This is a genomic window from Neptuniibacter sp. QD37_11 (assembly GCF_047778105.1).
Classification (GTDB): domain Bacteria; phylum Pseudomonadota; class Gammaproteobacteria; order Pseudomonadales; family Balneatricaceae; genus Neptuniibacter.
The window spans coordinates 2,358,419-2,381,570 of record NZ_CP180552.1; the positions used below are offsets into that span (position 1 = coordinate 2,358,419).

General features: G+C 44.8%; 23 protein-coding genes. 11 read left to right on the top strand and 12 right to left on the bottom strand.

Annotation, left to right across the window (positions count from 1 at the left end; all coding sequences use genetic code 11):
• Positions 1-18: 18 nt before the first annotated feature.
• A complete protein-coding gene (locus ACMXYT_RS10875) occupies positions 19-1,290 on the top strand; it encodes a glycosyltransferase (protein ID WP_415898670.1) in 1,272 nt (423 codons plus the stop codon).
• 58 nt (positions 1,291-1,348) lie between these two features.
• Positions 1,349-2,515, top strand: coding sequence for a chromate efflux transporter (gene chrA / locus ACMXYT_RS10880; protein ID WP_415898671.1), 1,167 nt, complete (start codon positions 1,349-1,351; stop codon positions 2,513-2,515).
• Positions 2,516-2,584: 69 nt separating this feature from the next.
• Here the strand turns inward: chrA and ACMXYT_RS10885 are convergent, their stop codons facing one another.
• Both ACMXYT_RS10885 and gorA read right to left on the bottom strand, forming a co-directional pair.
• Positions 2,585-3,094: a GNAT family N-acetyltransferase gene (locus ACMXYT_RS10885; RefSeq protein ID WP_415898672.1), complete on the bottom strand. Its 510-nt coding sequence runs from the start codon at positions 3,092-3,094 to the stop codon at positions 2,585-2,587.
• 117 nt (positions 3,095-3,211) lie between these two features.
• Positions 3,212-4,570, bottom strand: coding sequence for a glutathione-disulfide reductase (gorA, locus tag ACMXYT_RS10890; RefSeq protein ID WP_415898673.1), 1,359 nt, complete (start codon positions 4,568-4,570; stop codon positions 3,212-3,214).
• A gap of 175 nt (positions 4,571-4,745) precedes the next feature.
• On the opposite strand from gorA, the gene xthA reads away from it, so the two are divergent.
• Positions 4,746-5,561, top strand: coding sequence for an exodeoxyribonuclease III (gene xthA / locus ACMXYT_RS10895; protein WP_415898674.1), 816 nt, complete (start codon positions 4,746-4,748; stop codon positions 5,559-5,561).
• A gap of 48 nt (positions 5,562-5,609) precedes the next feature.
• Here xthA and ACMXYT_RS10900 read toward each other — a convergent pair whose 3' ends face one another.
• On the bottom strand, positions 5,610-6,047 hold the full coding sequence (locus ACMXYT_RS10900; RefSeq protein ID WP_415911422.1) for a BLUF domain-containing protein: 438 nt from the start codon (positions 6,045-6,047) through the stop codon (positions 5,610-5,612).
• A 134-nt stretch (positions 6,048-6,181) separates the two neighbouring features.
• Here ACMXYT_RS10900 and ACMXYT_RS10905 point away from each other — a divergent pair, with 134 nt between their 5' ends.
• Positions 6,182-7,456: a DEAD/DEAH box helicase gene (locus tag ACMXYT_RS10905; RefSeq protein ID WP_415898676.1), complete on the top strand. Its 1,275-nt coding sequence runs from the start codon at positions 6,182-6,184 to the stop codon at positions 7,454-7,456.
• A 102-nt stretch (positions 7,457-7,558) separates the two neighbouring features.
• Here ACMXYT_RS10905 and ACMXYT_RS10910 read toward each other — a convergent pair whose 3' ends face one another.
• Positions 7,559-9,112, bottom strand: coding sequence for a methyl-accepting chemotaxis protein (locus ACMXYT_RS10910; protein WP_415898677.1), 1,554 nt, complete (start codon positions 9,110-9,112; stop codon positions 7,559-7,561).
• Between the two features lie 171 nt (positions 9,113-9,283).
• Positions 9,284-9,565 (bottom strand): hypothetical protein, encoded by a 282-nt coding sequence (locus ACMXYT_RS10915; RefSeq protein ID WP_415898678.1) that lies wholly within the window; start codon positions 9,563-9,565, stop codon positions 9,284-9,286.
• Positions 9,566-9,933: 368 nt separating this feature from the next.
• On the opposite strand from ACMXYT_RS10915, the gene arsB reads away from it, so the two are divergent.
• A complete protein-coding gene (arsB, locus tag ACMXYT_RS10920; protein ID WP_415911423.1) occupies positions 9,934-10,956 on the top strand; it encodes an ACR3 family arsenite efflux transporter in 1,023 nt (340 codons plus the stop codon).
• A 48-nt stretch (positions 10,957-11,004) separates the two neighbouring features.
• Here the strand turns inward: arsB and ACMXYT_RS10925 are convergent, their stop codons facing one another.
• Positions 11,005-11,424, bottom strand: a complete 420-nt coding sequence (locus ACMXYT_RS10925; protein ID WP_415911424.1) for a BLUF domain-containing protein — start codon at positions 11,422-11,424, stop codon at positions 11,005-11,007.
• A gap of 180 nt (positions 11,425-11,604) precedes the next feature.
• Between ACMXYT_RS10925 and ACMXYT_RS10930 the strand changes: the two genes are divergently transcribed.
• Positions 11,605-11,937 carry a hypothetical protein gene (locus tag ACMXYT_RS10930; protein ID WP_415911425.1) on the top strand — a complete coding sequence of 111 codons (333 nt, stop codon included), beginning with the start codon at positions 11,605-11,607 and terminating at the stop codon, positions 11,935-11,937.
• 30 nt (positions 11,938-11,967) lie between these two features.
• Here ACMXYT_RS10930 and ACMXYT_RS10935 read toward each other — a convergent pair whose 3' ends face one another.
• Entirely contained in the window at positions 11,968-12,573 is a 606-nt protein-coding gene (locus ACMXYT_RS10935; protein WP_415911426.1) for a LysE family translocator, read from the bottom strand.
• A gap of 112 nt (positions 12,574-12,685) precedes the next feature.
• Positions 12,686-13,609, bottom strand: a complete 924-nt coding sequence (locus ACMXYT_RS10940; RefSeq protein ID WP_415911427.1) for a LysR family transcriptional regulator — start codon at positions 13,607-13,609, stop codon at positions 12,686-12,688.
• 290 nt (positions 13,610-13,899) lie between these two features.
• On the opposite strand from ACMXYT_RS10940, the gene ACMXYT_RS10945 reads away from it, so the two are divergent.
• Positions 13,900-14,517, top strand: coding sequence for a LysE family translocator (locus tag ACMXYT_RS10945; RefSeq protein WP_415911428.1), 618 nt, complete (start codon positions 13,900-13,902; stop codon positions 14,515-14,517).
• A 53-nt stretch (positions 14,518-14,570) separates the two neighbouring features.
• Here ACMXYT_RS10945 and amt read toward each other — a convergent pair whose 3' ends face one another.
• From amt to ACMXYT_RS10960, 3 genes are all read right to left on the bottom strand, one after another.
• Positions 14,571-16,865 (bottom strand): ammonium transporter, encoded by a 2,295-nt coding sequence (gene amt, locus ACMXYT_RS10950; RefSeq protein ID WP_415911429.1) that lies wholly within the window; start codon positions 16,863-16,865, stop codon positions 14,571-14,573.
• A 204-nt stretch (positions 16,866-17,069) separates the two neighbouring features.
• Positions 17,070-17,687 (bottom strand): nitroreductase family protein, encoded by a 618-nt coding sequence (locus ACMXYT_RS10955; RefSeq protein ID WP_415911430.1) that lies wholly within the window; start codon positions 17,685-17,687, stop codon positions 17,070-17,072.
• Between the two features lie 9 nt (positions 17,688-17,696).
• On the bottom strand, positions 17,697-18,605 hold the full coding sequence (locus ACMXYT_RS10960; RefSeq protein ID WP_415911431.1) for an EamA family transporter: 909 nt from the start codon (positions 18,603-18,605) through the stop codon (positions 17,697-17,699).
• 113 nt (positions 18,606-18,718) lie between these two features.
• Between ACMXYT_RS10960 and ACMXYT_RS10965 the strand changes: the two genes are divergently transcribed.
• Positions 18,719-19,219: a MarR family winged helix-turn-helix transcriptional regulator gene (locus ACMXYT_RS10965; protein WP_415887601.1), complete on the top strand. Its 501-nt coding sequence runs from the start codon at positions 18,719-18,721 to the stop codon at positions 19,217-19,219.
• A 268-nt stretch (positions 19,220-19,487) separates the two neighbouring features.
• Here the strand turns inward: ACMXYT_RS10965 and ACMXYT_RS10970 are convergent, their stop codons facing one another.
• A complete protein-coding gene (locus ACMXYT_RS10970; RefSeq protein WP_415911432.1) occupies positions 19,488-20,420 on the bottom strand; it encodes a universal stress protein in 933 nt (310 codons plus the stop codon).
• 212 nt (positions 20,421-20,632) lie between these two features.
• On the opposite strand from ACMXYT_RS10970, the gene ACMXYT_RS10975 reads away from it, so the two are divergent.
• The 3 genes from ACMXYT_RS10975 (at position 20,633) to ACMXYT_RS10985 (ending at position 23,128) form a co-directional block, all read left to right on the top strand.
• On the top strand, positions 20,633-21,046 hold the full coding sequence (locus ACMXYT_RS10975; RefSeq protein ID WP_415911433.1) for a DUF2892 domain-containing protein: 414 nt from the start codon (positions 20,633-20,635) through the stop codon (positions 21,044-21,046).
• Between the two features lie 243 nt (positions 21,047-21,289).
• Positions 21,290-22,504, top strand: a complete 1,215-nt coding sequence (locus ACMXYT_RS10980) for a GGDEF domain-containing protein (protein WP_415911434.1) — start codon at positions 21,290-21,292, stop codon at positions 22,502-22,504.
• A 177-nt stretch (positions 22,505-22,681) separates the two neighbouring features.
• Positions 22,682-23,128 carry a hypothetical protein gene (locus ACMXYT_RS10985; RefSeq protein WP_415911435.1) on the top strand — a complete coding sequence of 149 codons (447 nt, stop codon included), beginning with the start codon at positions 22,682-22,684 and terminating at the stop codon, positions 23,126-23,128.
• The last annotated feature ends 24 nt before the right edge of the window (positions 23,129-23,152 follow it).

Below are 23,152 nucleotides of genomic sequence, written 5' to 3' on the forward strand. Positions count from 1 at the left end.
TCTTTTCAGGTTAATCTTATGCTTAACGTTCTAGTGATCGGCTATGTCTGGCCAGAACCCAATTCTTCTGCTGCCGGAACGCATATGCTTTCACTGTTACGCCTTTACAAACAGCAAGGCTGGGAGGTCACCTTTGCCAGCCCAGCACAAACTACAGAGCATATGATCAACCTAGATGATGAAGGCATTGCTCACTGTAACATCCAACTTAACAGTGACTGCTTCGATCAGTTCGTCAGTGACCTCAATCCCGATATCGTGATGTTCGACCGTTTTATGATGGAAGAACAGTTTGGCTGGCGAGTGGAAAAAAACTGCCCTAATGCCCTACGCATTTTGGATACTGAAGATCTGCAATGTCTGCGTAATGCTCGTCATCAAGCCGTTAAGCAAAACCGCGAGATGACGCTAACAGATCTATACTCTGATCTAGCCAAACGAGAGATCGCAGCGATCTATCGTTCCGATCTTTCGCTCATCATCTCCGATTACGAAATAGAGCTTTTAAAAAACCAGTTCTCGGTACCAGAGCAACAGTTCCATCATCTGCCTTTTATGCTTGATCTGGATAAGCTGCCACATCAGGTTCCATGCTTTGAAGAGCGCGCTCACTTTATGATGATTGGAAACTTCCGCCATGCGCCTAATTGGGATTCTGTGCTGGAGATGCAAAGACTGTGGCCGCAGATACGCCAGCGCCTAAAAGAACGCGGCGAAACTGATGCTGAGCTGCATATATGGGGATCTTACCCACCACCTAAAGCCACAGCGTTAAACAACCCTAAAACTGGCTTCCTTATCAAAGGGTGGGCAGAAGATGCCTACGATACATTTAAGTCAGCCCGCGTTTGCCTTGCCCCGCTACGTTTTGGCGCTGGTATAAAAGGTAAGTTACTGGATGCAATGGTCTGCGGCACGCCAAGCATAACTACATCTATAGGTAGTGAAGGAATGCTATCCGATCCGAGCCAATGGCCAGGAGCGATTGCTGATAACGATGACGCCTTTATCGAAGCCGCGGTAGAGCTATATCTAGATCAGCAAGCATGGCAATGCGTTCAGCAAAATAATAAAGCACTGCTACAAGATAGATACGATGGTAACCAAACTGGACCTGCTCTGATTTCACGTGTTAAAGCGCTGTTGGAAAACCTAGCGCAACATCGCCTACAAAATTTCACTGGGGCCATGCTTAATCATCACAGCCTTAAAAGCACCCAATATATGTCCCAATGGATAACGGCGAAAAATAAGCTGGAAAGTACGCTAGACAATCAAGAAAAGTCATAAACTTGTCACAGTGCTGCTTTATTCTGCTAAGATTTTTTAGATGAGTAAAGGACAGAATATGGACAAGGTTTGGGAAGTCTTTTGGCGATTCCTATTATTGGGCTGCACCAGCTTTGGCGGCCCTGCTGCACATATCGGTTACTTTCAAAAAGCCTTTGTACAAGAAAAAAAATGGATCGATCAGGATTCCTACGCAAGGTTGGTTGCCCTTAGTCAATTTCTACCTGGGCCAGGTTCAAGCCAAGTGGGGTTTGCTTTGGGCCTAAGACAAGCGGGCCTTTACGGCGGTATTGCTGCATTCCTTGGTTTTACGTTGCCCTCGTTCCTGATTCTCTATCTGCTTGCCACAACCGATACACAAAATAGCGGTAGCTTTCTTACCGGTGCCGTTCATGGCCTCAAACTATTAGCTGTTATTGTGGTTGCTGATGCAACGCTGAGTATGCAACGCAATTTCTGCAAAGATAACCAATCACTCAGCATTGCTATCTTCACCGCTGCGGCTCTTCTCATCGCCCCCTCATTGTGGACGCAAATGGCCGTACTGCTTATTGCGGCGGCTGTAGGTATCTACCTCAAAAAGGCGGAACTGACTTCAACTGATAAAAAATCAGAAGAAGAAATTAACAAAACAGAACAACCGGCAAAACTGCCGTTAATCATCTTCGGCCTACTGTTTATTCTGATGCCTCTATTTGCCCTTGTTTCTGACTGGGCAGCCCTGTTTAACGCGTTTTACCAAGCAGGCAGTTTAGTATTTGGTGGCGGCCATGTTGTCTTGCCACTTCTGCAACAAACCCTTGGCGAAGCAGTAGATCCAGACCGTTTTGTCGTCGGTTATGCTGCAGCTCAAGCGATCCCCGGCCCGATGTTTACCCTTGCAACTTTCCTTGGTGCGGATATGCAGAGTAATGCAGCACTTCTGGGTGCTATCGTTGCAACACTCGCTGTTTTTCTACCGGGTTTTTTACTGGTACTGAGCTTACAAGGTGCATGGGAGTCATTAGCGGCGAAACCTAAAATTGCAGGTGCCGTTTGGGGTATCAATGCAGCCGTTGTAGGTTTGCTGCTTTCGGCTTTGTATCAACCAGTCTTTGTCACCAGCGTAACTTCTGGATTAGATATGGCATTGGTGATTATTGGCTTCTTTACCTTACAAAAATTTAAGCCGCCGATACTGGCGCTAGTCGCAGGGTTTGCAATGGCTGGATGGGCTTTCTTCTAACTAGCATCTTTGTAAACAAAAGATTATTCGATATACGGCTGGCTTTTAGAGGGTAAAGCTCAGCCTAAATCAAAATTGTTTCTCCACCTCAAGTTCGTATGTCATAAATTTACTTCCCATAAGCTCGCTCTCGTATACATTTTTCGACAACTTCTTTAAAAATTTATATTCAGGTCGCGTGTGAAGGAAATGAATAAAGATCGTTTTATGGCCAAGCTCTTTAGCCCAGCGCATGATTTCACGAAATATCTGTTTTCCTATACCCCAAAAGCTATCGTCGATGACGATAGCTATCTCATATTTGCCTTCTTCCAACTGAATGCCACACCATCCTGCTAGCGTGTTCTTAACTTTAATCGCTCTAACCCTGCAACCTTCAGCAGCATCAACCTCAATTTTGCCCTGAATCCAATCAGTCACCATCTCAAGATCAAACAGCTCATGACCAATAAGATGCTCCCGCGTCGATCGCTTATTTAACACCGGCAAAAACTCTAGCGGCTCAATATCGGTGAATTTTACGTATTCCAAATAATGCATATGACCTTCAATTTTCAACCAACTCGGTGAAGCTGACACAGTTTAATCTTTCGAAAAGTTAGATGAAGTTCTTCAATGATTCTATGTAATACAGTTTAGTTACAAAAAAGCCGATGTATTTAACATCGGCTTTGGTTTTTTCCGTAGAGGGGAAATTTAGTTTGAACTTGGTTCACGCATAGTGACAAACTCTTCAGCAGCGGTTGGGTGGATACCAATCGTGCTATCGAAGACCTCTTTAGTTGCACCTGCTTTAAGAGCGATACCGATACCTTGGATGATCTCACCCGCATCTGGGCCAACCATGTGAACACCTAGTACCTTACGGCTATCTGCATCCACCAGCATCTTCATAAAGGTACGCTCTTCGCTGCCGCTGATGGTATGTTTCATCGCGCGGAATTCAGATTTGTACACTTCAATATTGTCGTACTGTTCACGTGCTTGCTCTTCGCTTAAGCCGACAGTGCCGATATTAGGCTGACAGAACACAGCAGTTGGGATTAGATCGTAATCTACTTTCTGGTTTGCACCGGCATATAGGTTACGTACTAGCGCCATACCCTCTGCAAGCGCAACCGGCGTTAGCTGAACACGGTCGATTACATCACCTACAGCGTAAACAGATGGCACATTAGTCTGGAACTCATCGTTAACCACGATAGCGCCGTTTTTGCCTTGTTCGATGCCCAGCTCTTCAAGACCCAAGCCCTGAACCTTAGGGTTACGGCCTGTTGCATACATGATCTGATCTGCTTCAATTACAGAGCCATCAGTCATGGTCGCAAGCAGTGAACCATCGGCTTGTTTCTCAATCGATTCAATGTTGTTGTTAAACTGTAAATCCACGCCTTTCTTCGCTACTTCTTTGGCAGTGAATTCACGGATCTCGTTATCGAAACCACGTAGGAACAGATCACCACGGTAAGCCAAAGTTGTTTGCGCACCTAAGCCTGCAAAGATGCCAGCAAACTCAACTGCGATATAACCACCACCTACAATCAATGCGCGCTTAGGAAACTCTTCTAAATAGAACACTTCGTTAGAGCTAATGATGTGCTCTTTACCCGGAATATCCGGAATATTCGGCCAGCCACCTACAGCAACCAGAATACGCTCAGCAGTGTATTGCTTATCACCAACAGCAACCGTGTGCGCATCGACCAACGTTGCGCGACCGTTAATCAACTCACAACCCGAGTTCACCAATAGTTTTTGGTAGATACCGTTTAGACGCTCAATCTCTTTAGTTTTATTGTCACGAAGGGTTGGCCAATCAAACTCCATACCTTTGTGAGTTAAACCAAAACCAGCCGCTTCTTCAAAGCTTTCTGCGTAGTGAGATGCGTATACAAATAGCTTTTTAGGTACACAACCTACGTTTACACAAGTGCCGCCAAGGTGGCGATCTTCTGCAATGGCAACTTTAACACCCATGCCTGCTGCCATACGTGCCGCACGTACACCGCCTGAACCCGCACCAATTACAAATAGATCAAAATCGTATTCCGCCACAATCGGCTCCTTTTCTTGTGTCAATCTTTAATGTGCTCACTGTACTTAAACCAGTATATGAAGGCTAATAAAGAAAGTTAAACATCCCAATAGAATTTACTAATTCATTATGAGTATCCATCCGGCAAAATGTTCACTAAAATCCATTTTTATTTTTGTTCAGGATTGCGGCCTTATGAAACTGATTTGCTTTAACGTTAACGGACTACGTTCCCGCCTTCACCAGCTACAAGCGGTTATCGATAAGTATCAGCCAGACGTTATTGGCCTGCAGGAAACTAAAGTGCACGACGAAGCCTTCCCAATGTCAGATGTTGAAGCGATGGGTTATCACGTAGAGATCCACGGACAAAAAGGTCACTACGGTGTTTGCCTGATCTCAAAAAAGCCATTAAGCAATGTCCAAAAAGGCTTCTTAACTGACGAAGAAGACGCTCAGCGCCGCATGATCATGGGTGACTACGAAACTGACGAAGGCAACGTAGTGACAGTTTTGAATGGCTATTTCCCTCAAGGTGAGAACATTGAGCATGAAGTTAAATTCCCAGCTAAGCGTAAGTACTATGCAGATTTACAGAGCCACTTAGAAACAAACTACACACCTGATCAAAACATTGTGGTGATGGGCGATCTAAACATCTCACCAGAAGATAAAGATATAGGTATTGGTGAGCCAAACCGTAAGCGTTGGTTAAAAACGGGTAAAGCCAGCTTCCAACCAGAAGAGCGTGAATGGTACGGTAAACTAACAGGCTGGGGCTTAACCGATTGCTTCCGTCATCAGAATCCAGATGAAGATCAGGTATTCAGCTGGTTTGATTACCGCTCTCGCGGTTTTGACGCTGAGCCAAAGCGCGGCCTGCGTATCGACGGTATTCTGCTAACAGCACCGCTTCTAGAAAAGTGCACTGACTCAGGCGTCGATTACGAAATTCGTGGCATGGAGAAACCATCTGACCATGCACCTATCTGGGCAGAGCTAAGCGTTTAATTCAGTTTTTTCGGGGCTGGTTTACAGAGCAAAAGTAAGCAGCCCTGTTTATGGCAGATCAAAAAACTTATCGTCCATCTCGCTAAACTCAACCAAAGCATCATGAGCAAGCTGACCATTCGGGTTAGATATTCTCAATAAGCGCTTCACCCGTTCATCTAGATGCTGGTAAGAGCATTCATCTCCTGTCCCTAAAAACCTAAAGCCCATCCGCCAACGGGAAAACTCGCGCTCTGCTAAATTATCATTGTTGTAGATGATATCCATATCTCGATGGCGCTTATCTGCTTTGATATCTGCGGCGATCTGCTTAATGGAGACTTCCGGCCCTTCAAGCACTTGAAAGAACAATGGAGGATCAAACAGCAGCAAACCGGTTAGCTCCAAGCGCTTATTCTTCGCCCGAGACTGAACCATCAGCTCTCTCAAGCCTTCCAACGTAAATTCATCAACCTGATGACTGATGTAAACAAACTGATGTAGCATCCTTCACCTCAGTATCATTACCTCACAAAACTTTGGCTCCTTATAATCAGACTAGCTCAAGAACAATCTTCTGATAGCGACTTCTGTTAGAATAGCCCATCACTTTATCTTCCACCTTGAGTTATCACTTCAATATGTCGTTTTCTGCGCTCGGTCTATCTGATTTCTTGCTATCTGCACTGTCTGATTTAGGCTACGAACAACCTACGCCTATTCAGCAACAATCTATCCCTGTGACACTAGAGGGAAAAGATGTTTTAGCTGCAGCAGAAACAGGATCCGGTAAAACCGCCGCATTTACATTGCCGATTTTACAAAGCCTAGCGACAGCCCTACCGCCACGAAATAACTTAGTTACCGCACTGGTATTAGTGCCTACGCGTGAACTGGCAGTACAGGTGGAAGAAGCGATCCGTCAATACGGGCGTAACTTCCCAAGAAAGCTTAAGTCTCTGGCGATTTACGGCGGCGTATCCATCAATGCACAGATGCAGGCGATGCGCGGTGGCGCAGATATTGTGGTAGCAACACCCGGGCGACTGATCGATCTATTCGAGCGTAATGCCGTAGATCTACGTAATGTCAGTACCCTAGTACTCGATGAAGCTGATCGCATGTTGGATCTAGGTTTCGCTGATGAACTGGATGACATCCTTGATGAACTGCCAGAGCAACGCCAAAACTTGCTGTTCTCAGCGACCTTCCCAAAAGGTGTGCAGGAACTTACCGACGATTTTCTGGATAACCCAGTCAAAATTAAGATCGAGCAAGAGAGCACAATCCCAGAACAATTGGTTCAACGTGCGATTGAGGTCGACCACAACAACCGCACTATGCTGTTGAAGCACCTGCTTAAACAGCAAAATTGGGCTCAAATTCTGATCTTTGTTGCCAGCAAACGTACCGCTAACAATGTCGAGATGAAGCTTTACCGCTCCGGTATTCAAGCGAAAACCCTACATGGTGATCTAACACAGAAAGAGCGTAACCAAGCGCTTCAAGAGTTTAAATCAGGCGAATGTAAAATCCTGATTGCGACCGACCTTGCAGCCCGTGGTATCGATATTCCAAACCTACCCTGCGTACTTAACTACGATCTACCTCGTGCCGCTGCCGATTACGTTCACCGTATTGGACGTACTGCTCGTGCGGGTGAGATCGGTGAAGCGATCTCTTTTGTCGATCACGAAGGCGACGCTCACTTTAAATTGATCGAAAAGCGCACTCAGCAAAAGATACCGCGCGAGCAAATCGAAGGCTTTGAACGCTCCAAAGAAGTACCCAAAGAAGTGTTAGCTAAAAAAGGTAAAGCGCCTGTGAAAGGTAAACGTAAAAGCAAGAAAGACAAACTACGCGAAGCGGCTGCGGCTGAGAAGAAAGGCATCGTTAATCCATGGAAGAAGTCATAGCCAAAGTAACGAGTAGCTACTGTAAAGATCAAGGCTTAATCGGCTCAGCCCTAATTGAAGCCCTCAATGCTAACTTAGGGCTCCTTTCGACTAAATCAAAGCCTATCTCTTAAACCCGTTCACCAGCTCTTTCATCTCTGCAGCCACCTGAGTAAGCGAATCTACTTTACCTGTAGTTTGATTCACTTTATCGAGGCAATGGGTGGCTAGAGAGGAAATATTAGTAATCTGTCCGTTAATCTCTTCAGACACCTGCGCTTGCTCTTCTACAGCAGCCGCCATCTGCAAAGTCATCTGAGCAATATTACTCATAGCTTCTGAAGTTTGTTTAAACATAGATTCTGATTCCAGAACCTTCTGTAATCCCTCTTCTGCACCTACCTGCCCTTTATCTGCAGTATTGATAGCATCTTGAGAGCGCTGATGTAGCCCTTGAAGTATTGCGTGGATCTCTTTGGTGGTTGATTGGGTTCGCTGGGCGAGCTCTCGAACCTCTCCTGCAACAACAGCAAAACCTCGACCTTGATCCCCCGCCCTAGCAGCCTCAATTGCAGCATTAAGCGCCAACAGATTAGTCTGCTCTGCTATATCATCAATAACTTGGGCGGCCTTTACTATAGCCTCAGTTTCCTCAGTTAACTTGGTCACTGAATCGGAGATATCCTGAACGGTCATTTTAAGGTGCTGCATCTGTTGGATATTGGAATCCGACATATTCAGCCCTTCAATGGCCAACTTATCGGCATTATCGGCTTTGTCCGCAACACTCTGAATATGACCGGAAACTTCCGAAATGGTAGTAGACATCTCATGCATCGCCGCTGCAATTTGATCCGTCTCGGCTTGCTGGCGCTGCATATCGATTTCTGACTCCTGTGCAAGCGAGTGTGCAACATCAGCGTTATTAGCAACATTCTCAGCGGAATCTTCTATACGGGTTAACACCGTGGTTAAGTGAGACTTTTCGCTCATAATGGACACCCTGACATCACCCAAAGTGACCGGATCATCAGTATATGTCGCTACGGCAACCGGATGGCTAAAAGCTAAAGACAGTTCGGATTTAAGTGATGAAAGCTCTTTTTTACGACCAAACAACTGTAATCCTACAAATCCCAAAGCCAAAACAGACCACAGATAGAGCCCTGCAGCCTCACTGATAGCCAAAGCTACAACGACAGAAACAAGTAACGCAACAACAAGCCCTATTTGATCAAGACGGCCACTCAAAGGACTTATAAATGACTGGCCTTTATTTATTTTGGCGTATATTTTTTCGGCACGTTTTACATCTTCCCTATTGGGAGGTACACGTACAGATTCATAACCAATCACCTCGCCATTTTGGGTAATTGGCGTGACATAAGCATTAACCCAGTAATAATCACCATTCTTACATCGATTCTTTACCAGTCCCATCCAAGGCCTACCGGCCTTAATATGATCCCAAAGAATGCTAAACGCTGCTTCAGGCATATCAGGGTGCCGAACGATATTGTGTGATTTACCGATAAGCTCTTCTTTAGAAAAGCCACTAATCTGAACAAACGCGTCATTACAATGCGTAATAACACCACGCTTATCCGTTGTCGAAATTAGCTTAACGTGTTCTGGGAAGGTTTGTTCATTTTCTGTGACTGGCAGATTCTTCTTCATTGAAAGCACCAAAACGTCATCAAATACTTGTCCATGAACTACAGAATAGACCAAAATTAGTGACTAATAGCTCAAAAAAAAACGAACTATAAATCTCAAAAATTTTAACGAATAAAAAATATCACTAAATCATGAATTGATCCCAAAAACGATAAGGTAGGGCTGATAAGATCAGTGTGTTTGGATATCGTCGTCTACTTTAGAACACAATCGATCGGCATATTCTTCAAGAGCTGTTTCATACATTTCTCTCCAAGAATTAAAGCTCGTATGCGTTGCTATGACTTTATCAAGTTGCTCGTTTTGTGTATTAGGATAAAGCTCTGACTTTATATTGCACTTATGCAGCATCTGCCACAGATTTGTAAAACAACTATTACTGGAAAGAAAAGCCCTAGGGAATAGCTTTTCTAGCTCGCCATCATCTAAGCTAGCATCATCAAATCTGTTCATTTTGAAAATCCTTTCCCATCAACAGTACACACATAAAGTGTAGGCCTTTATTTATCAGTTTTACTATGAAACTTAGGTACTCGCCCAAAAGGCTTAAGAATACAGCTCTATTAAGTAAGCGTATTACACCGTTAATAGACGCCAAAAATGCGTAATACGCTCTGCTTTTACACCATTCAAAATAGCTGTGTAAGTAAACACCACGTTTATAAGCAGGAATTAACTATTGAGAACAATTACGTCAGAAAGTAGCTACCAGATCAGCCTTTGTATTAACAGAGATCCTTATATATGGAATTACATATATATGATTTTGCGTATATAATCTAAACTCTCTTTCTTATCAAACAAGATTAGGTTTTAGCTTTATGGGCATATTCGAACGCTTCCTCACCCTTTGGGTAGGTGTCTGTATTCTGGTGGGTGTCGTACTGGGAAATCTTATCCCAACCTTCTTTGAGCAGATCGCAGCGCTAGAATTTGCACATGTAAATCTAGTGGTCGCTGTATTTATCTGGGTGATGATCTACCCGATGATGGTCCAGATCGACTTCACAGCGCTACGAGATGTTGGTAAACGACCAAAAGGTATCGCGCTGACGCTAGTGGTAAATTGGCTGATTAAACCCTTCTCTATGGCACTCTTAGGTTGGCTGTTCTTCCGGGTACTCTTTGCAGATCTGGTCGACCCTGAAAGTGCCAGTGAATATATTGCAGGTATGATTCTACTGGGCGTCGCTCCATGTACCGCAATGGTGTTTGTCTGGAGCCAACTCACCAAAGGCGATCCTAACTACACCTTGGTTCAGGTATCGGTAAATGACGTTATTATGGTGTTTGCCTTTGCACCGATCACCGCCTTTCTTCTCGGTGTGAGTGATATCAGCGTGCCGTGGGATACCCTACTGCTATCCGTCGTTCTATACGTATTATTGCCGCTAATTGCTGGCATCTGGACAAGGCATAAACTGGAACAAGCAGATAACGGCCAGCGTCTAGAATCATTCTTAACCACGCTAAAGCCTTGGTCGATCCTCGGCCTACTAGCCACTGTAGTTCTTTTATTTGGTTTCCAAGCAGAGAAGATCGTTAACCAACCGCAGTCGATTCTGCTGATTGCAATCCCGCTACTAATCCAAACCTACGGTATTTTTGCACTGGCCTACTTTGCCGCGAAGTGGATGAAACTCCCTCACAACATCGCTGCCCCTGCCTGTATGATCAGTACCTCTAACTTCTTTGAGTTAGCTGTGGCCGTGGCTATCTCCCTATTTGGTCTGCATTCCGGTGCAGCATTAGCAACGGTGGTGGGTGTATTGGTGGAAGTGCCTGTAATGTTGTCGCTGGTGGCGTTTGCTAATCGGACAAGGCATTGGTTTCCCACGGCTTAAAGGCCGTGGCTAGAGGCTAGCAAATAAAGGGAGGAGAGCCCTTTAATCTCACAACGATGGAACAGACTCTCTTAGTGCTAGCAGCATTTGGAATGCGCTTTCTCCAGACATTTTATAGGGATCGAATTCAGGTGTGCCCGAGAACTTTAGATTAATAGGTGCGGTTAGACTCGATTCCGGAATATAGCCCATAGACCATTCACTAAACTCCCTCGAAGTTATCTCTTTGTAATCGAGCATGATGATATTACTGTGCCGCGGGTCATTTAAAATATTGTAATAGATTTTATTAACCTGCGTGCGGGAGCCTTCGAGGCACTGGAGGAAGTACTTTCGGTTGAAACAGAGCATGCCGGTCACATTGTGCTTTCTGTTATTCTTCCGAGCAATCTCTATTATGGCTTCTATGTCCTGCGGAGAAAAATTATCTGCGATTGTGCTCGTGTACACTAACCTTGTTAAGAACATAGTGGCCTCCTAGCTTTGTTTTAGTTAAACATAGTGTATTAAGCATTATTCTCAAGGCGACACTAACAATTTGGTTTATAAGCTTTAGTTGTAATTGGGAGCTAACATTCAGTACGGAGCCAGTTCACCTTATAATAAGTTATAATATAACTTTTCTTGTCAGCATTAAGGCTCTACCCCATGTCATTTAAATTTTTCTACACCGACTACTCTACTGATAAGCATGTGCGCTCGGATGAAGCTGTATCTGAAATCTTAGAGAACGTGATTGAGCATATGCAGAATATGCTGAATGAACCGGATAACTTTATCGGTTTGATTGATGAGAACAATCTGATGCTGCAGTTTATGGTTGAGGATGATGGTTCGATTCTTGTAGATGTACCGATGCATGAACGTAAAGGTTCGTTTACTAAACATGCTGACCTGAATGAGTCGATTGAGATTGTGCGCAGTCTGAATGATGAGATTGTGTGGGAAGAGATCGACGGTCTTCAGTTTAAGAGCTGGTAAGCCGGATACCGGAAATGAAAAACGGATCGCTTATAAAGCGATCCGTAGTGCTAGACCAATCATCACCAAACCACTCACTTGATCGATCTCTTTGGCCTTTTTCTGTAGGGCTTTGATCACCTTCTCTTTCGACAGTACCACTGCCACGCTGCATAGCCACAGCATATCGATACATACCACTGTGCCCATATAGATCAGCTTTTCGGTCACCGATTGATCGGCTGAGACAAACTGCGAGAACAGAGCGATAAAGAACAGCGCCAGTTTCGGGTTCAGGACGGAAATCATTACCCCGTCACGTACCGCTTCTGAATACGGCCCTACGGTTTTGTCTTTACCGAAGTTAGCATTGCCTTTTGAGCGAATCGCTTTTAAACCAAGCCATGCTAGATAAAGCGCGCCAACATAAGTGATCACTTGGTAAAGCATTGGGTGTTCCGATACCACAACGCCCAAGCCCCAGAGGGTTAAGATCGCCCAAACCGCTACGCCAGTTGAGTGACTTACTGCGGTGATCACACCATGTTTACGGCCATTTCCTAATGTCTGACGCAATACCACCGCCAAGCTTGGGCCTGGAGACATAGTGCCTAATAGACATACAACAACAAATGAAAGCCAGATGGCCAGATTCATGGGAGTCACCTCGATCAGTAGATGGAGGAATTGTAGTTAGCTGAAAGGAATTACAAAAATGCAAATATTAAATACCGACTATGATTTAAAATCATATCCGGTTTAATAAGTGCTATTCCGTTGCATGAGTGTCGATATGCATCTCGTCACGGAGTAGATCTGCGATCAAATTGCGTAACCAACGGTGGGCTGGATCTTGATCGTGAAGTGCATGCCAGCAGAGGTGGTAGTTGTTCTGCGGCACTTCATCTAACGGTAGTTCAGCGTAACTCAGAGGGAAATGCACCAAAGCATTGCTAGCGATATGCTGCGGCAGGATCATCAGCATCGGCTCGCTTGATAACACCTGAAATGCCGCGGAGAAGAACGGTACTTCAAACTGGATGCGACGTTGTAAGCCTTGGGCTTCAAGTGCACGATCAAAGAAGGAGTCTTTATCGCCACCGCTATTTAAACGCAGGAATGAGTACTCCAGCATCTTTTCTATAGTGAGGCTTTCACCCGCGAGCGGATGGTCTTTTGCCATTAAACACACAGGGCTGTCTTGGCCGATATGAATGCTCAGTACATTCTCTGGCAGACTGTTGGTAGTGGTTGAAGCGAGATCGAGGGGAAGCTGGCCTAAACGTGTTAATAGCTCCGGTCGCCACATCTCGTAGCTAATATCGATCCCCGGTGCTTCTTGGCGGAGCTTTTGCAAAATATCTGGAAAGATAAACTGCGCCACATGATCGGTACAGGCAAAACTAAATCGGCGCACACACTCAGCGGGGTTAAAGCTGTCGCCCTCCCCTAGTTCATCTACCTCAGCCAGAATGGCCTGCACTTTAGGCAGTAACTCTTTAGCTTTGGCGCTTAACAGGTAGTCATTACCTTCGCGAATAAGCAGTGGATCGGCAAAGTGATCGCGTAGCTGACTTAACTGTCGGCTCATGGCTGATTGCGTAAGATGTAACCGATCCGCAGCACGGGTTACATTGCGCTCTTCCAACATGATGACTAATGCACGCAGCAGGTTCAGATTAAGTCGATTCACAAAGATTCAGCCATAGCTCTAAAAGCTTAATCATAATCTATCTGATCCGATCCATCGAACACTAGAGTATGCCCATGAAAAGCTAGGGGCTATCCAGTAAACGCTAGAGCCTATCTGTACCCTTTTTAAGAGCAATACAGTGCAACTGTATTGGATCTGTGACGGTTAATTATCTCTTTTCTGCCTCTGCATCTAGAACTTTACTTATACGACACTATATAGCTTACGAACATTTCCACTTTTGTATTTAGTTGCCTGTTACAGAACTTATAAGTTACGGAACTCTTTTTATGGAAATCTACTTAGCGATTTTAGTTTTTGCGATCTCATCCACGGTAACGCCAGGCCCCAACAATATTATGATTATGACCTCAGGGCTTAACTTTGGGGTTAAGCGCAGCATGCCTCACCTGCTAGGCATCTGCTTGGGCTTCCCACTGATGGTTGTGGCTGTAGGTTTGGGTTTTAGCGCGGTATTTGAGAAGTTTCCGATTGTTCACGAGATCATCAAAGTACTTGGCGTGACTTATCTGCTTTACCTTGCGTGGCTGGTGGCTTCTTCTGCCCCTACGTCGATGGAGGGAGATCAGAAATCTAATCCGCTGACCTTCATGCAGGCGGCACTTTTCCAATGGGTAAACCCGAAAGCATGGGTGATGGCGACCGGCGCGATTGCGGCTTATACCTCGCAAGATACAACGATGCTGCTGCAAGTCATGGTGATTAGCCTGTCCTTCTTTGTTGTGAGCTTCCCTTGTGTAGGCGTATGGCTAATCTTTGGGTCAGGGCTGAAACGCTTTCTAAAAGAGGCAAAGTACCAGCGAGTATTTAACATCTCGATGGCACTTTTATTGGTGGTTTCGGTATTGCCGGTATTGAACGAGTTGAGAATAACTTACCTCGCTTAAAACAAAGAAAAGGCCGCATAATGCGGCCTTTTGTTTCATTCCCATTTATAGTTTTAAGCTGCGCGTCTATTGGTTTTAAAGCTGGCAACCACGCTTTCCAGCTGCTCCATATCAGAATGCATGTGACTCGCATGCGTTTCCAATTCAGAACTTAGACCTTGAGCGTTATTTGCTTCTGTGTGAATACCCTGTAATCGGTCTTTTAGCATCTCAGATGACTGTTTCTGCTGTTCTGCAACTACAGCTATCTGCTGATTCATATCATTGATCTGTAAAACAGAATGGGTAATTGCACGCAAAGATTCTGCGGCGGATAGAGAGCGATTGACACTCTCTTCTGCAACTTGCTGACCGGATTGCATAGTCGTGTCTAATTTACCGATCTCGCCTTGTAGGCTCAGAATTTTCTTTTGTATCTCTTTAGTCGCTTTTTCAGTTCGTACTGCTAGGTCACGCACTTCATCAGATACAACCGAGAACCCTCGACCTTGATCTCCTGCACGAGCAGCTTCAATCGCAGCATTAAGTGCAAGTAAGTTCGTCTGCTCTGCAATGGTTTGAATAAGTTGGATGATTTCACCAATAGACTGACTTTCATCTTTCAAACGCGTAGTGTATTGAGAAGCCTGTAGGATATTATCTGCAAGTTCGTCAATTTTGAGTTTCACCTGCTCTACTTCAGATTCACCCTGACTCACCATATCCGATACACGACTAACCTCAGAAGCCCCCTGCTGAGTGCTAACTGCGGTCTGTTCTGAAGTAACGGCAAATTCCCGCATAAGCTCAGTCGCAGCTTCGGTCTCATAAGTTTGGGAGTCCATACCCATCGCCGTAGACTGAGAGGCTGATCTAACCCGCTTTGCTGCATGCAGTCCCCTTTGGGAGACCTGAGCCATAGTATTTACCGCTTGTTCCAGTTGATCTAGAAGAGCGTTAAACGCTTGTGCGGTTTCACCTGCCTCAGTTCCAGCTTCAACCTCTGCCCTTAAGCTCAAGTCACGGCTAGCAATAATCTTCTGAACTGTATTCATGGTGTCTAACCATGCAGTTCTGGCATTGTGTTCTGCGACGTTAAGTCCTACCTGCTCCTCTTCTGGAGAGATACGTAATTTGCCAAACGTTCTCAGCAACCAGAAGAAGATCAAACCTGTTGTAAACGCCCAAACAAAGACACTAAACGCACCGGTTAGCTGCACAACAAACTGATCAAAACGACTATCTAGAGGTAAGTTTTCAATTGGAGCGAATAGCGCCAAGGCAATCGTTCCCCAAACGCCACAAACGCCATGAACAGCTACCGCACCAATTGGATCATCAACCTTCATCCAATTTAGTAATACATACTCAGCCATATAAAGAACCATGCCTGAGATAATACCTGTAATAATGGCACCCCAAGGGCCCAAAACCTGACAACCTGCAGTGATACCTACAAGACCACCTAAGGCACCATTGAGTACCTTGAGGATGTTAACTTTACCTTCATCCATTACCAGAGAGATCAATAACACAGTCAAACCACCTGCAGCCGCAGATAGGTTGGTGTTCACTAAAATCATCGGTACATCTTCATTAACGGCTAATGTGCTGCCGCCGTTAAAGCCAAACCAACCAAACCAAAGTAAGAATACACCTAAGGTTGCCAAAACTAGGTTATGGCCTGGAATGTCCTGAACTTCACCTCGGTCATTAAATCGACCTAAACGCGGCCCTAAGACCAAAGCGCCAGCCAAGGCAACCCATCCACCAACAGAATGGACAACTGTAGAACCTGCAAAATCGACAAAACCTTGCTGCTCTAACCAACCGCCATCACCGCCAACTAGGGCACTACCCCAGATCCAATGACCGGACACCGGATAGATCACACAAGAGATCAGCACAGAGATATATAAGTAGTCCTGAAAGCGCATCCTTTCAGCAACTGCACCCGCCACAATAGTAGCGGCAGTACCTACAAACATTGCCTGGAATAGGAAGAAGGCATAATCTTGAGGACCAGATATATGGTGATCAGCCGAAACAAATTCGCCTATAAATCCACCACTATCAAGACCAAACATTATGCCAAAGCCAAGCAACCAGAAGCCTAAAAAGGCAATGACAAAGTCAGCTATATTTTTTATAGCGACGTTGTAACTGTTTTTAGCTCTGATACATCCAGCTTCTAAAGCGGTAAAACCGGCCTGCATTAGAAAGACTAAAGCAGCAGCAAGAATTACCCATAAACTATCGATCCACACCTTTGCATCAACCAGCTCTTCAGCCGCTTGTACTGGCAACGATAGAACTAAAGCTACTACGGGTCCCCACCTAAGTAGCTTAGTCTTTTTAAGTGCTTTCATGTCATATCCCCCTAGAAAGCGTAAAACTTTATTTCGCAGTCGCAAAAAACAAGCCAGCTTTGCAAAAAAGGGCTGAAAGCCTTAAACCATGAAGTTTATAAGGAAAACGCGATTTATCTATAATTTACAATGAACTACCGCAACGCACAAAAACGCAGCATTACACGCACCACCTGCTTACAAGCGCACCACTTAAGTGCAACACTAAACAAACATAGTGACATCTTCCATTGGCTGGCGTGGTTTCTGCGGCCAGCTCTGTTTCGCTGGGTAGCCAAGCGTTACCAGCATTACTGGAATATCGGTCTCTTTAAGCTCAAACTCAGCGTGCAATTGACCTGGATCGAAACCGGTCATAGCACCTGATGCGATGCCCATGCCATGAGCCGCCAACATCATAGTCATGCCCGCTAGTGAACCCGAACGTAGTGCTTCATCTCTCTGAAGGGTGTAATTGTCTTCATGTGAGTTCGTTGCCATCTCAATCCAACCATCCGCCACTGCTTGCGACATGATTTTAGCTTCTACCACTGGGCTTAGCTGTTTCGGCAACTGCTGATACCCCTTAAGCGTGCCGCAGATAATCACTGTGGCAGATGCGTCTAAAATTTGTGGCTGGTTAAATGCAATTGGATGCAGCTTCTGCTTCGCTTCTTCACTGCTAACAACAATAAACTTCCAGTTCTGCATGTTATAAACCGAAGGTGATAGCGTCGCTAATCGCAATAGCTCCTTAAGCTGAGAATCTGATAACTGCTTGTCTGCATCGTAACGTGCTACTGAGGCACGGGTTTCAATCAGTTGGGTAATCATATCTTTCATAACAACTCCTTACTCTTTAGCTTCAGCAACAACAGGCTGTTTAGAACGTGAAATAGATTTCGGGGATGAAGAGATTTGCACGACTAAAATACTGACCAACACTGTGATCAGACCAAGTAATGCAAAGCCCTGTAAACTTTGATCTAACAACCACCAGCCCAGTACCACTGCAGTAACAGGGCTCAGCAGTCCTAAAGATGACACTGCGACTGGCGGCAGTGTCGCAATACCTTTAAACCACAGTAAATAAGCGATTAACGCTCCAAATATGGACAGGTAGGCGTAACTAAGTATTTCTGTACTGCCCAACGCAGGCAGAGCAGGATCGAGAAAATAGGCAGCGGGTAGCAACATCAGTCCACCCAGCAATAACTGCCAGCCGGTAAACGCCAATACCGGAAGCGAGCTATGCCAGCGTTTCGCTAAGTAGGTTCCGGCCCCCATGGAACACGCGCCAAGAAATGCCGCAATAATTCCCCATAGATCCCACTCAGCATTCGGCGACAGAAGCAATGCAGCCATGCCGATAACACCAAAGGTGGCTGCAATCACTGTAACTACACGTGGCGCTTTGCTATCCACCAGCCAGATCAACAACATCAGCAATAGCGGCTGAATAGCTCCGACAACAGCCGCGATCCCGCCGGGTAAGCGATATGCCGCTACAAACAATAACCCTTGGAACAGTCCAATATTTAGCGCGGAGAGAATGATCAACCTTCCCCACTCTTTGCGCTTAGGCAGATAAAAACTCATCAATAACAGCAAGAGCCCCGCAGGAAGTACACGAATCAATGCAGCGGTATAAGGACGATCAGCAGGTAAAAGCTCGGTCGTAACGATATAAGTCGAGCCCCAAATTATGGGTGCTAGTGCCGTTACAACAATGCTCACGCTGTTAAGTAATTTACCGATCATCCTCGTCACCTTGGTTATTTTATATCGATGAAGAATTTATCTTGAATTCAAGATATAATTAAACAATGACAGCAAACTATCTTGATATCAAGATAAATTTTCAGGTGTAGCAAATGACAGATAAATCAGCGGATGCCGTAGATAAGATAATTTCGCAGTGGAAATCAGAAAGACCAGAGCTTAATTCTGAGCTGATGTCCGTAACGGGGCGTATCAAACGAAGCTCGGCATTAGTGCAGCAAAGGCTAGAAAAAACCTTTTTAGAATATGGACTTAACTACTGGGAGTTCGATGTTCTGGCAACACTTTGTCGATCTGGCGCACCCTATTGCTTAGCACCGACCGCGCTGTTTTCTACCCTGATGGTGACCTCTGGCACAATGACCCATCGTCTTAAAGGATTGGAAAAAAGGGGTTTAATCAGCCGCTGCACTAATCCCGAAGATGCGCGCAGCATGTTGGTTAAATTAACCGATGAGGGTTTAGAACTGATTAACGAAGCAGTAAGCGCCCACGTTGATAACCTTGACCGGTTAATGAGCGCCTTCTCTGAAGAGGAGAAAATTCAGATGGACAAAAGCTTAAAACGCTTACTAGAAGTACTAGAGCAATAAACTAAAATCTATAAAAACAGGGTCAAAATACAGAAAAATGGCGCTATCACCGCCAAAGTAAAGCACTTCCCCATCACCTGAAATAAACTATGTTGCGGATTCTTCCAAACGTAGAGCCCGTTAATTAACAAGGTAATAGGGATGGCGAACATGCCTATCAAAAAAGCAGCCAAGCCAGCCCAGGAACCATTACCTTGATTCATACTGGCAATAATAAAAATTACTAATGCCTGAAACGACGAAGGCAAAATAACACCAATAAATACCCTCATGATTCTGGTACAGGGCAAACAAAATCCGGATGCTTAACAATCATCACGTCACAATCCACATGATCGACTACATGCTCCGTTGTGCTGCCGACTAATAACCGATCCAGAATAGTACGGGCCACACCACCCATCACAACCACATCGATATTATTGTGTTTTGCATAATTGCTGATGGTCAGATCCGCTTCGCCTTTGATGATGTCGACCAGATCAGATTCGATACTCAAACCGTATTCTTGGAGAAGTTCATCACAGGAGCTAAAGTGACTTCGTTCCACTCGCTTCTGCAACGCTTCGTAGTCTGTAACTACATGCTCATCAAAAATCACTTCTTGGGGTAAGGTGTTATAGCAATGCAAAATCCTTAACTCGCTATAGCCATCATCCATCATTTCACGGGTTCGCTGTATCAGTTCCCGATCTAATACACCTTTCTCATCACCTTTATGTAGGGGGTCGATACAAGTCACAACACGTTTATGGTCGCCCCAGGGGCGCTGCTTCACAAACAGAACAGGTACGGGGCATTTCCTCGCTAGTTGCCAATCAACAGGGGCAAATAGGTAATGGCCCAATCGAGTATGCGGCTGAATTGAATGAAGGACTAAATCTGGTTGAAAACGCAGAACCTTTCGAACAATCCCCTCGCCAGTATGACGATTCCAACTGGCATCAAACCCCGTTTTTATACCTAAAGCTTCGATATTTAGGCAAAGCTCTTCAAGCTTGGCTTCGGTTTGTTTAACGTAGGCATGCTCGGCTTTTAATTCTTGCTTGGAATCAAACATGTGACTGTGTTTGAGCGAGCGGTTGTAACAGCAACTAAACAGCTCTAGAAAAGCAGAATGTTGTTCAGCTAGGTTTACTGCTTTCTCTATAAGGCTGGAGTTATCGTGTTTAAAATCGATATTAACCAGTAACCTATCCATCTCTTCCTCACCAGCAAGTGGTTGATATTCCTCTCTCTATACTTGCAGTCTGGATCCTAAACTGAAGGTTTTCCAGTTCGTTTATTCTCTGCCTTATAACAAAGCATGCTTTCACTACATTTAATTATAAAAACTTGAACTAAGCCCGATCTTTATATTAGATATAACTCATATATAATATTTCTAACGACTTTCTACTTAAAGGAATCATCATGTCTCTTAACGCCGCGCTTCGTCTGATGGCTGGCAGTGTCATATTAGCTAGCTTAGTTTTAGGTACTTACGTGAATGCTAACTGGTACTACCTCACCGGTTTTGTTGGCCTTAACTTATTCCAATCAGCTTTTACCGGCTGGTGCCCTGCCGTGTTTATTTTTCAGAAGCTGGGGTTAAAAGCAGAAAGTTGCAATTGTGAAGGCATGACTATAAACCAAGGCCTGCACATTATTGCTGGATGCGTGGTGATGCTAACAGTTGCTCCAGTGATGTTCTTACAAGCACCGCAAGCGTTATTAATCGTAACGGCTATCGTAGGTGTGAGTCTGACCCAATCGGCACTAACTGGCTGGTGCCCAGCTATGATGATTGCGAAATTTTTAGGTTTTAAAAGCACGCAAGCGAGCTAACTTAATCCGCTTCCCATCGACCTAGCTTCCCCACCCCTTGTGCTAGGCCACAAAAACAAGCCGGAATATATCCGGCTTGTTTAACTTCCTTCATTTTGTTGTCTAAAAACAATATTTTTATTTGTGATGCAGATACAATAACGAATCTTATTTAGCTTCAGAATTTTATAGATATACATGCTATTGCGATCTGCCGGTTTAATACTGCCCTCTTTTATTCTGCTGTGTGCGGCAGGCCTGTTATTGCCTATTACTGCTCAACTGAGTGAGGAATACCAACAGATTCTCACTCTGACGCCTTATCCTCTGGCGATCATTGTTGCGCTTCTCGGTTATGGGTTTAACCGCAGTCGCATCTTATTTGCCGCTGTAAACCTTTGCGGAGCCTATTGGTTAATTCAAAATGGTCTCCAAACTAGTCTGAATCAGCCAGATGCCTTTGTCCTTTTTAGCTGTATATCGATATTGCTCCCTTTCCATCTTGGCTGTATTGCGCTGTATAAAGAGCGAGGCTTATTTACCCCTGTTGGCATCATTAGACTGTCTATCATCCTGATTAGTTACGGGGTTTTGTATCTAATTTGGTCGAATGGGTCCTTAGGACTCTACCTAGCGAATCTGCCGATGATGATGTTAGAAATGCTGTTGCACGAGTATTACCTAAGCCAAGCAGCCGCACTAGCATTTGGCCTTGGGCTCGTACCAATTATGCTCTCGTTTGTCTTTAGGAAGACATATACAGATGCCGCTTTGCTGGCGAGTTTATTGTCTGCCCTGATTATGCTGAGCTGGTTCCATCAGCCGATGATCTCTGCGCTATTTATTTCGGCAAGCATGATCGCACTGGCTATTTCGGTTGTTCAAAACTCTTATCAAATGGCATTTATTGATGAACTCACCTGCATTCCTGCCCGTCGTGCATTGCTTGATAAGTTCTCAACCCTAGGTAAAAAGTACACACTGGCGATGTGTGATATCGACCACTTTAAAAAGTTTAACGATACCTACGGCCATGATGTCGGCGACCAAGTTTTGAAAATGGTTGCAGCCAAACTAAACCAAGTCAGCGGTGGCGGTAAAGCCTACCGCTATGGCGGTGAGGAATTCACTCTCGTGTTCCCAGGGAAGAGCGAAGCAGAAGCCCTGCCGTACATAGAACAACTGCGTGAAACCATCGCCAATTACCCTATGCATATTCGTAATAATGACCGCCCAGACGATAACGAACAGGGCCAAAAGATGCGCAAAAATGCCCCTGAAAGCGAAATTGTCAGTGTCACCATCAGCATAGGCTTCTGTGAAAAAACACCTGAAATTCCTGACCCAATGGCAGTCATGAAAAAGTCCGACGAAGCTCTGTATGAATCAAAACGTAATGGCCGAAACTGCTCTACCGCTGTTCATTACAAACCGAAGCCTAAGACTCAAAAGCGCGGTCATCGGAAGGATTATGCTTAAGAGGATTCAGCCTCTGTTGTTTTGCTGATAACCTCATTGGTTAGCAGCTTACCCTTCCCCGCTCTCTAGCAAAGGCACTTTTATACACTGTACTTTTTTACGCTTTTATAGCATCAGTAGATGTGTAACCATATGTTAGCCAAGGAGATATTGGCAGCCTGCTTTAAAGGAATAAATGTGAAAAGCATTCTACGTTTAATCACTAAAATATCGTTTTCTTCTTTAGCAGCTCTTACATTGTTCGGTTGCGTCCATACTCAGCAAAGCGAATTTAGTAAGGCTGAAGATTTTGTAAAGCCTATAGATTCCGGTCTCTACTTTCTTAGAGAAATGGCTGGAGGTCTATTGGGTAAAGAAGGTAGTACGAGCGATAGGTGGAATAACAGAGCTCTAGAACTCTGCCCTCAGGGATATAAGGTTCTGCTTATCAATGACGATGACCTATTTTCACAAGGTATTAGCGTCAGCGCAGCCGGTGGATTTATCTTAGCCTTACCCGACATACACAGACACTCTGTTATTGATGGTGTCGTTTTATGTAATTCTTCACCTTTAACTGAAACTCAGGCAAGACAAGCACTCATCGATAAACATTATATTTTTCCTGAGAATACCGATCAGTAGCGGATTCATTAAATACTCTTGTAC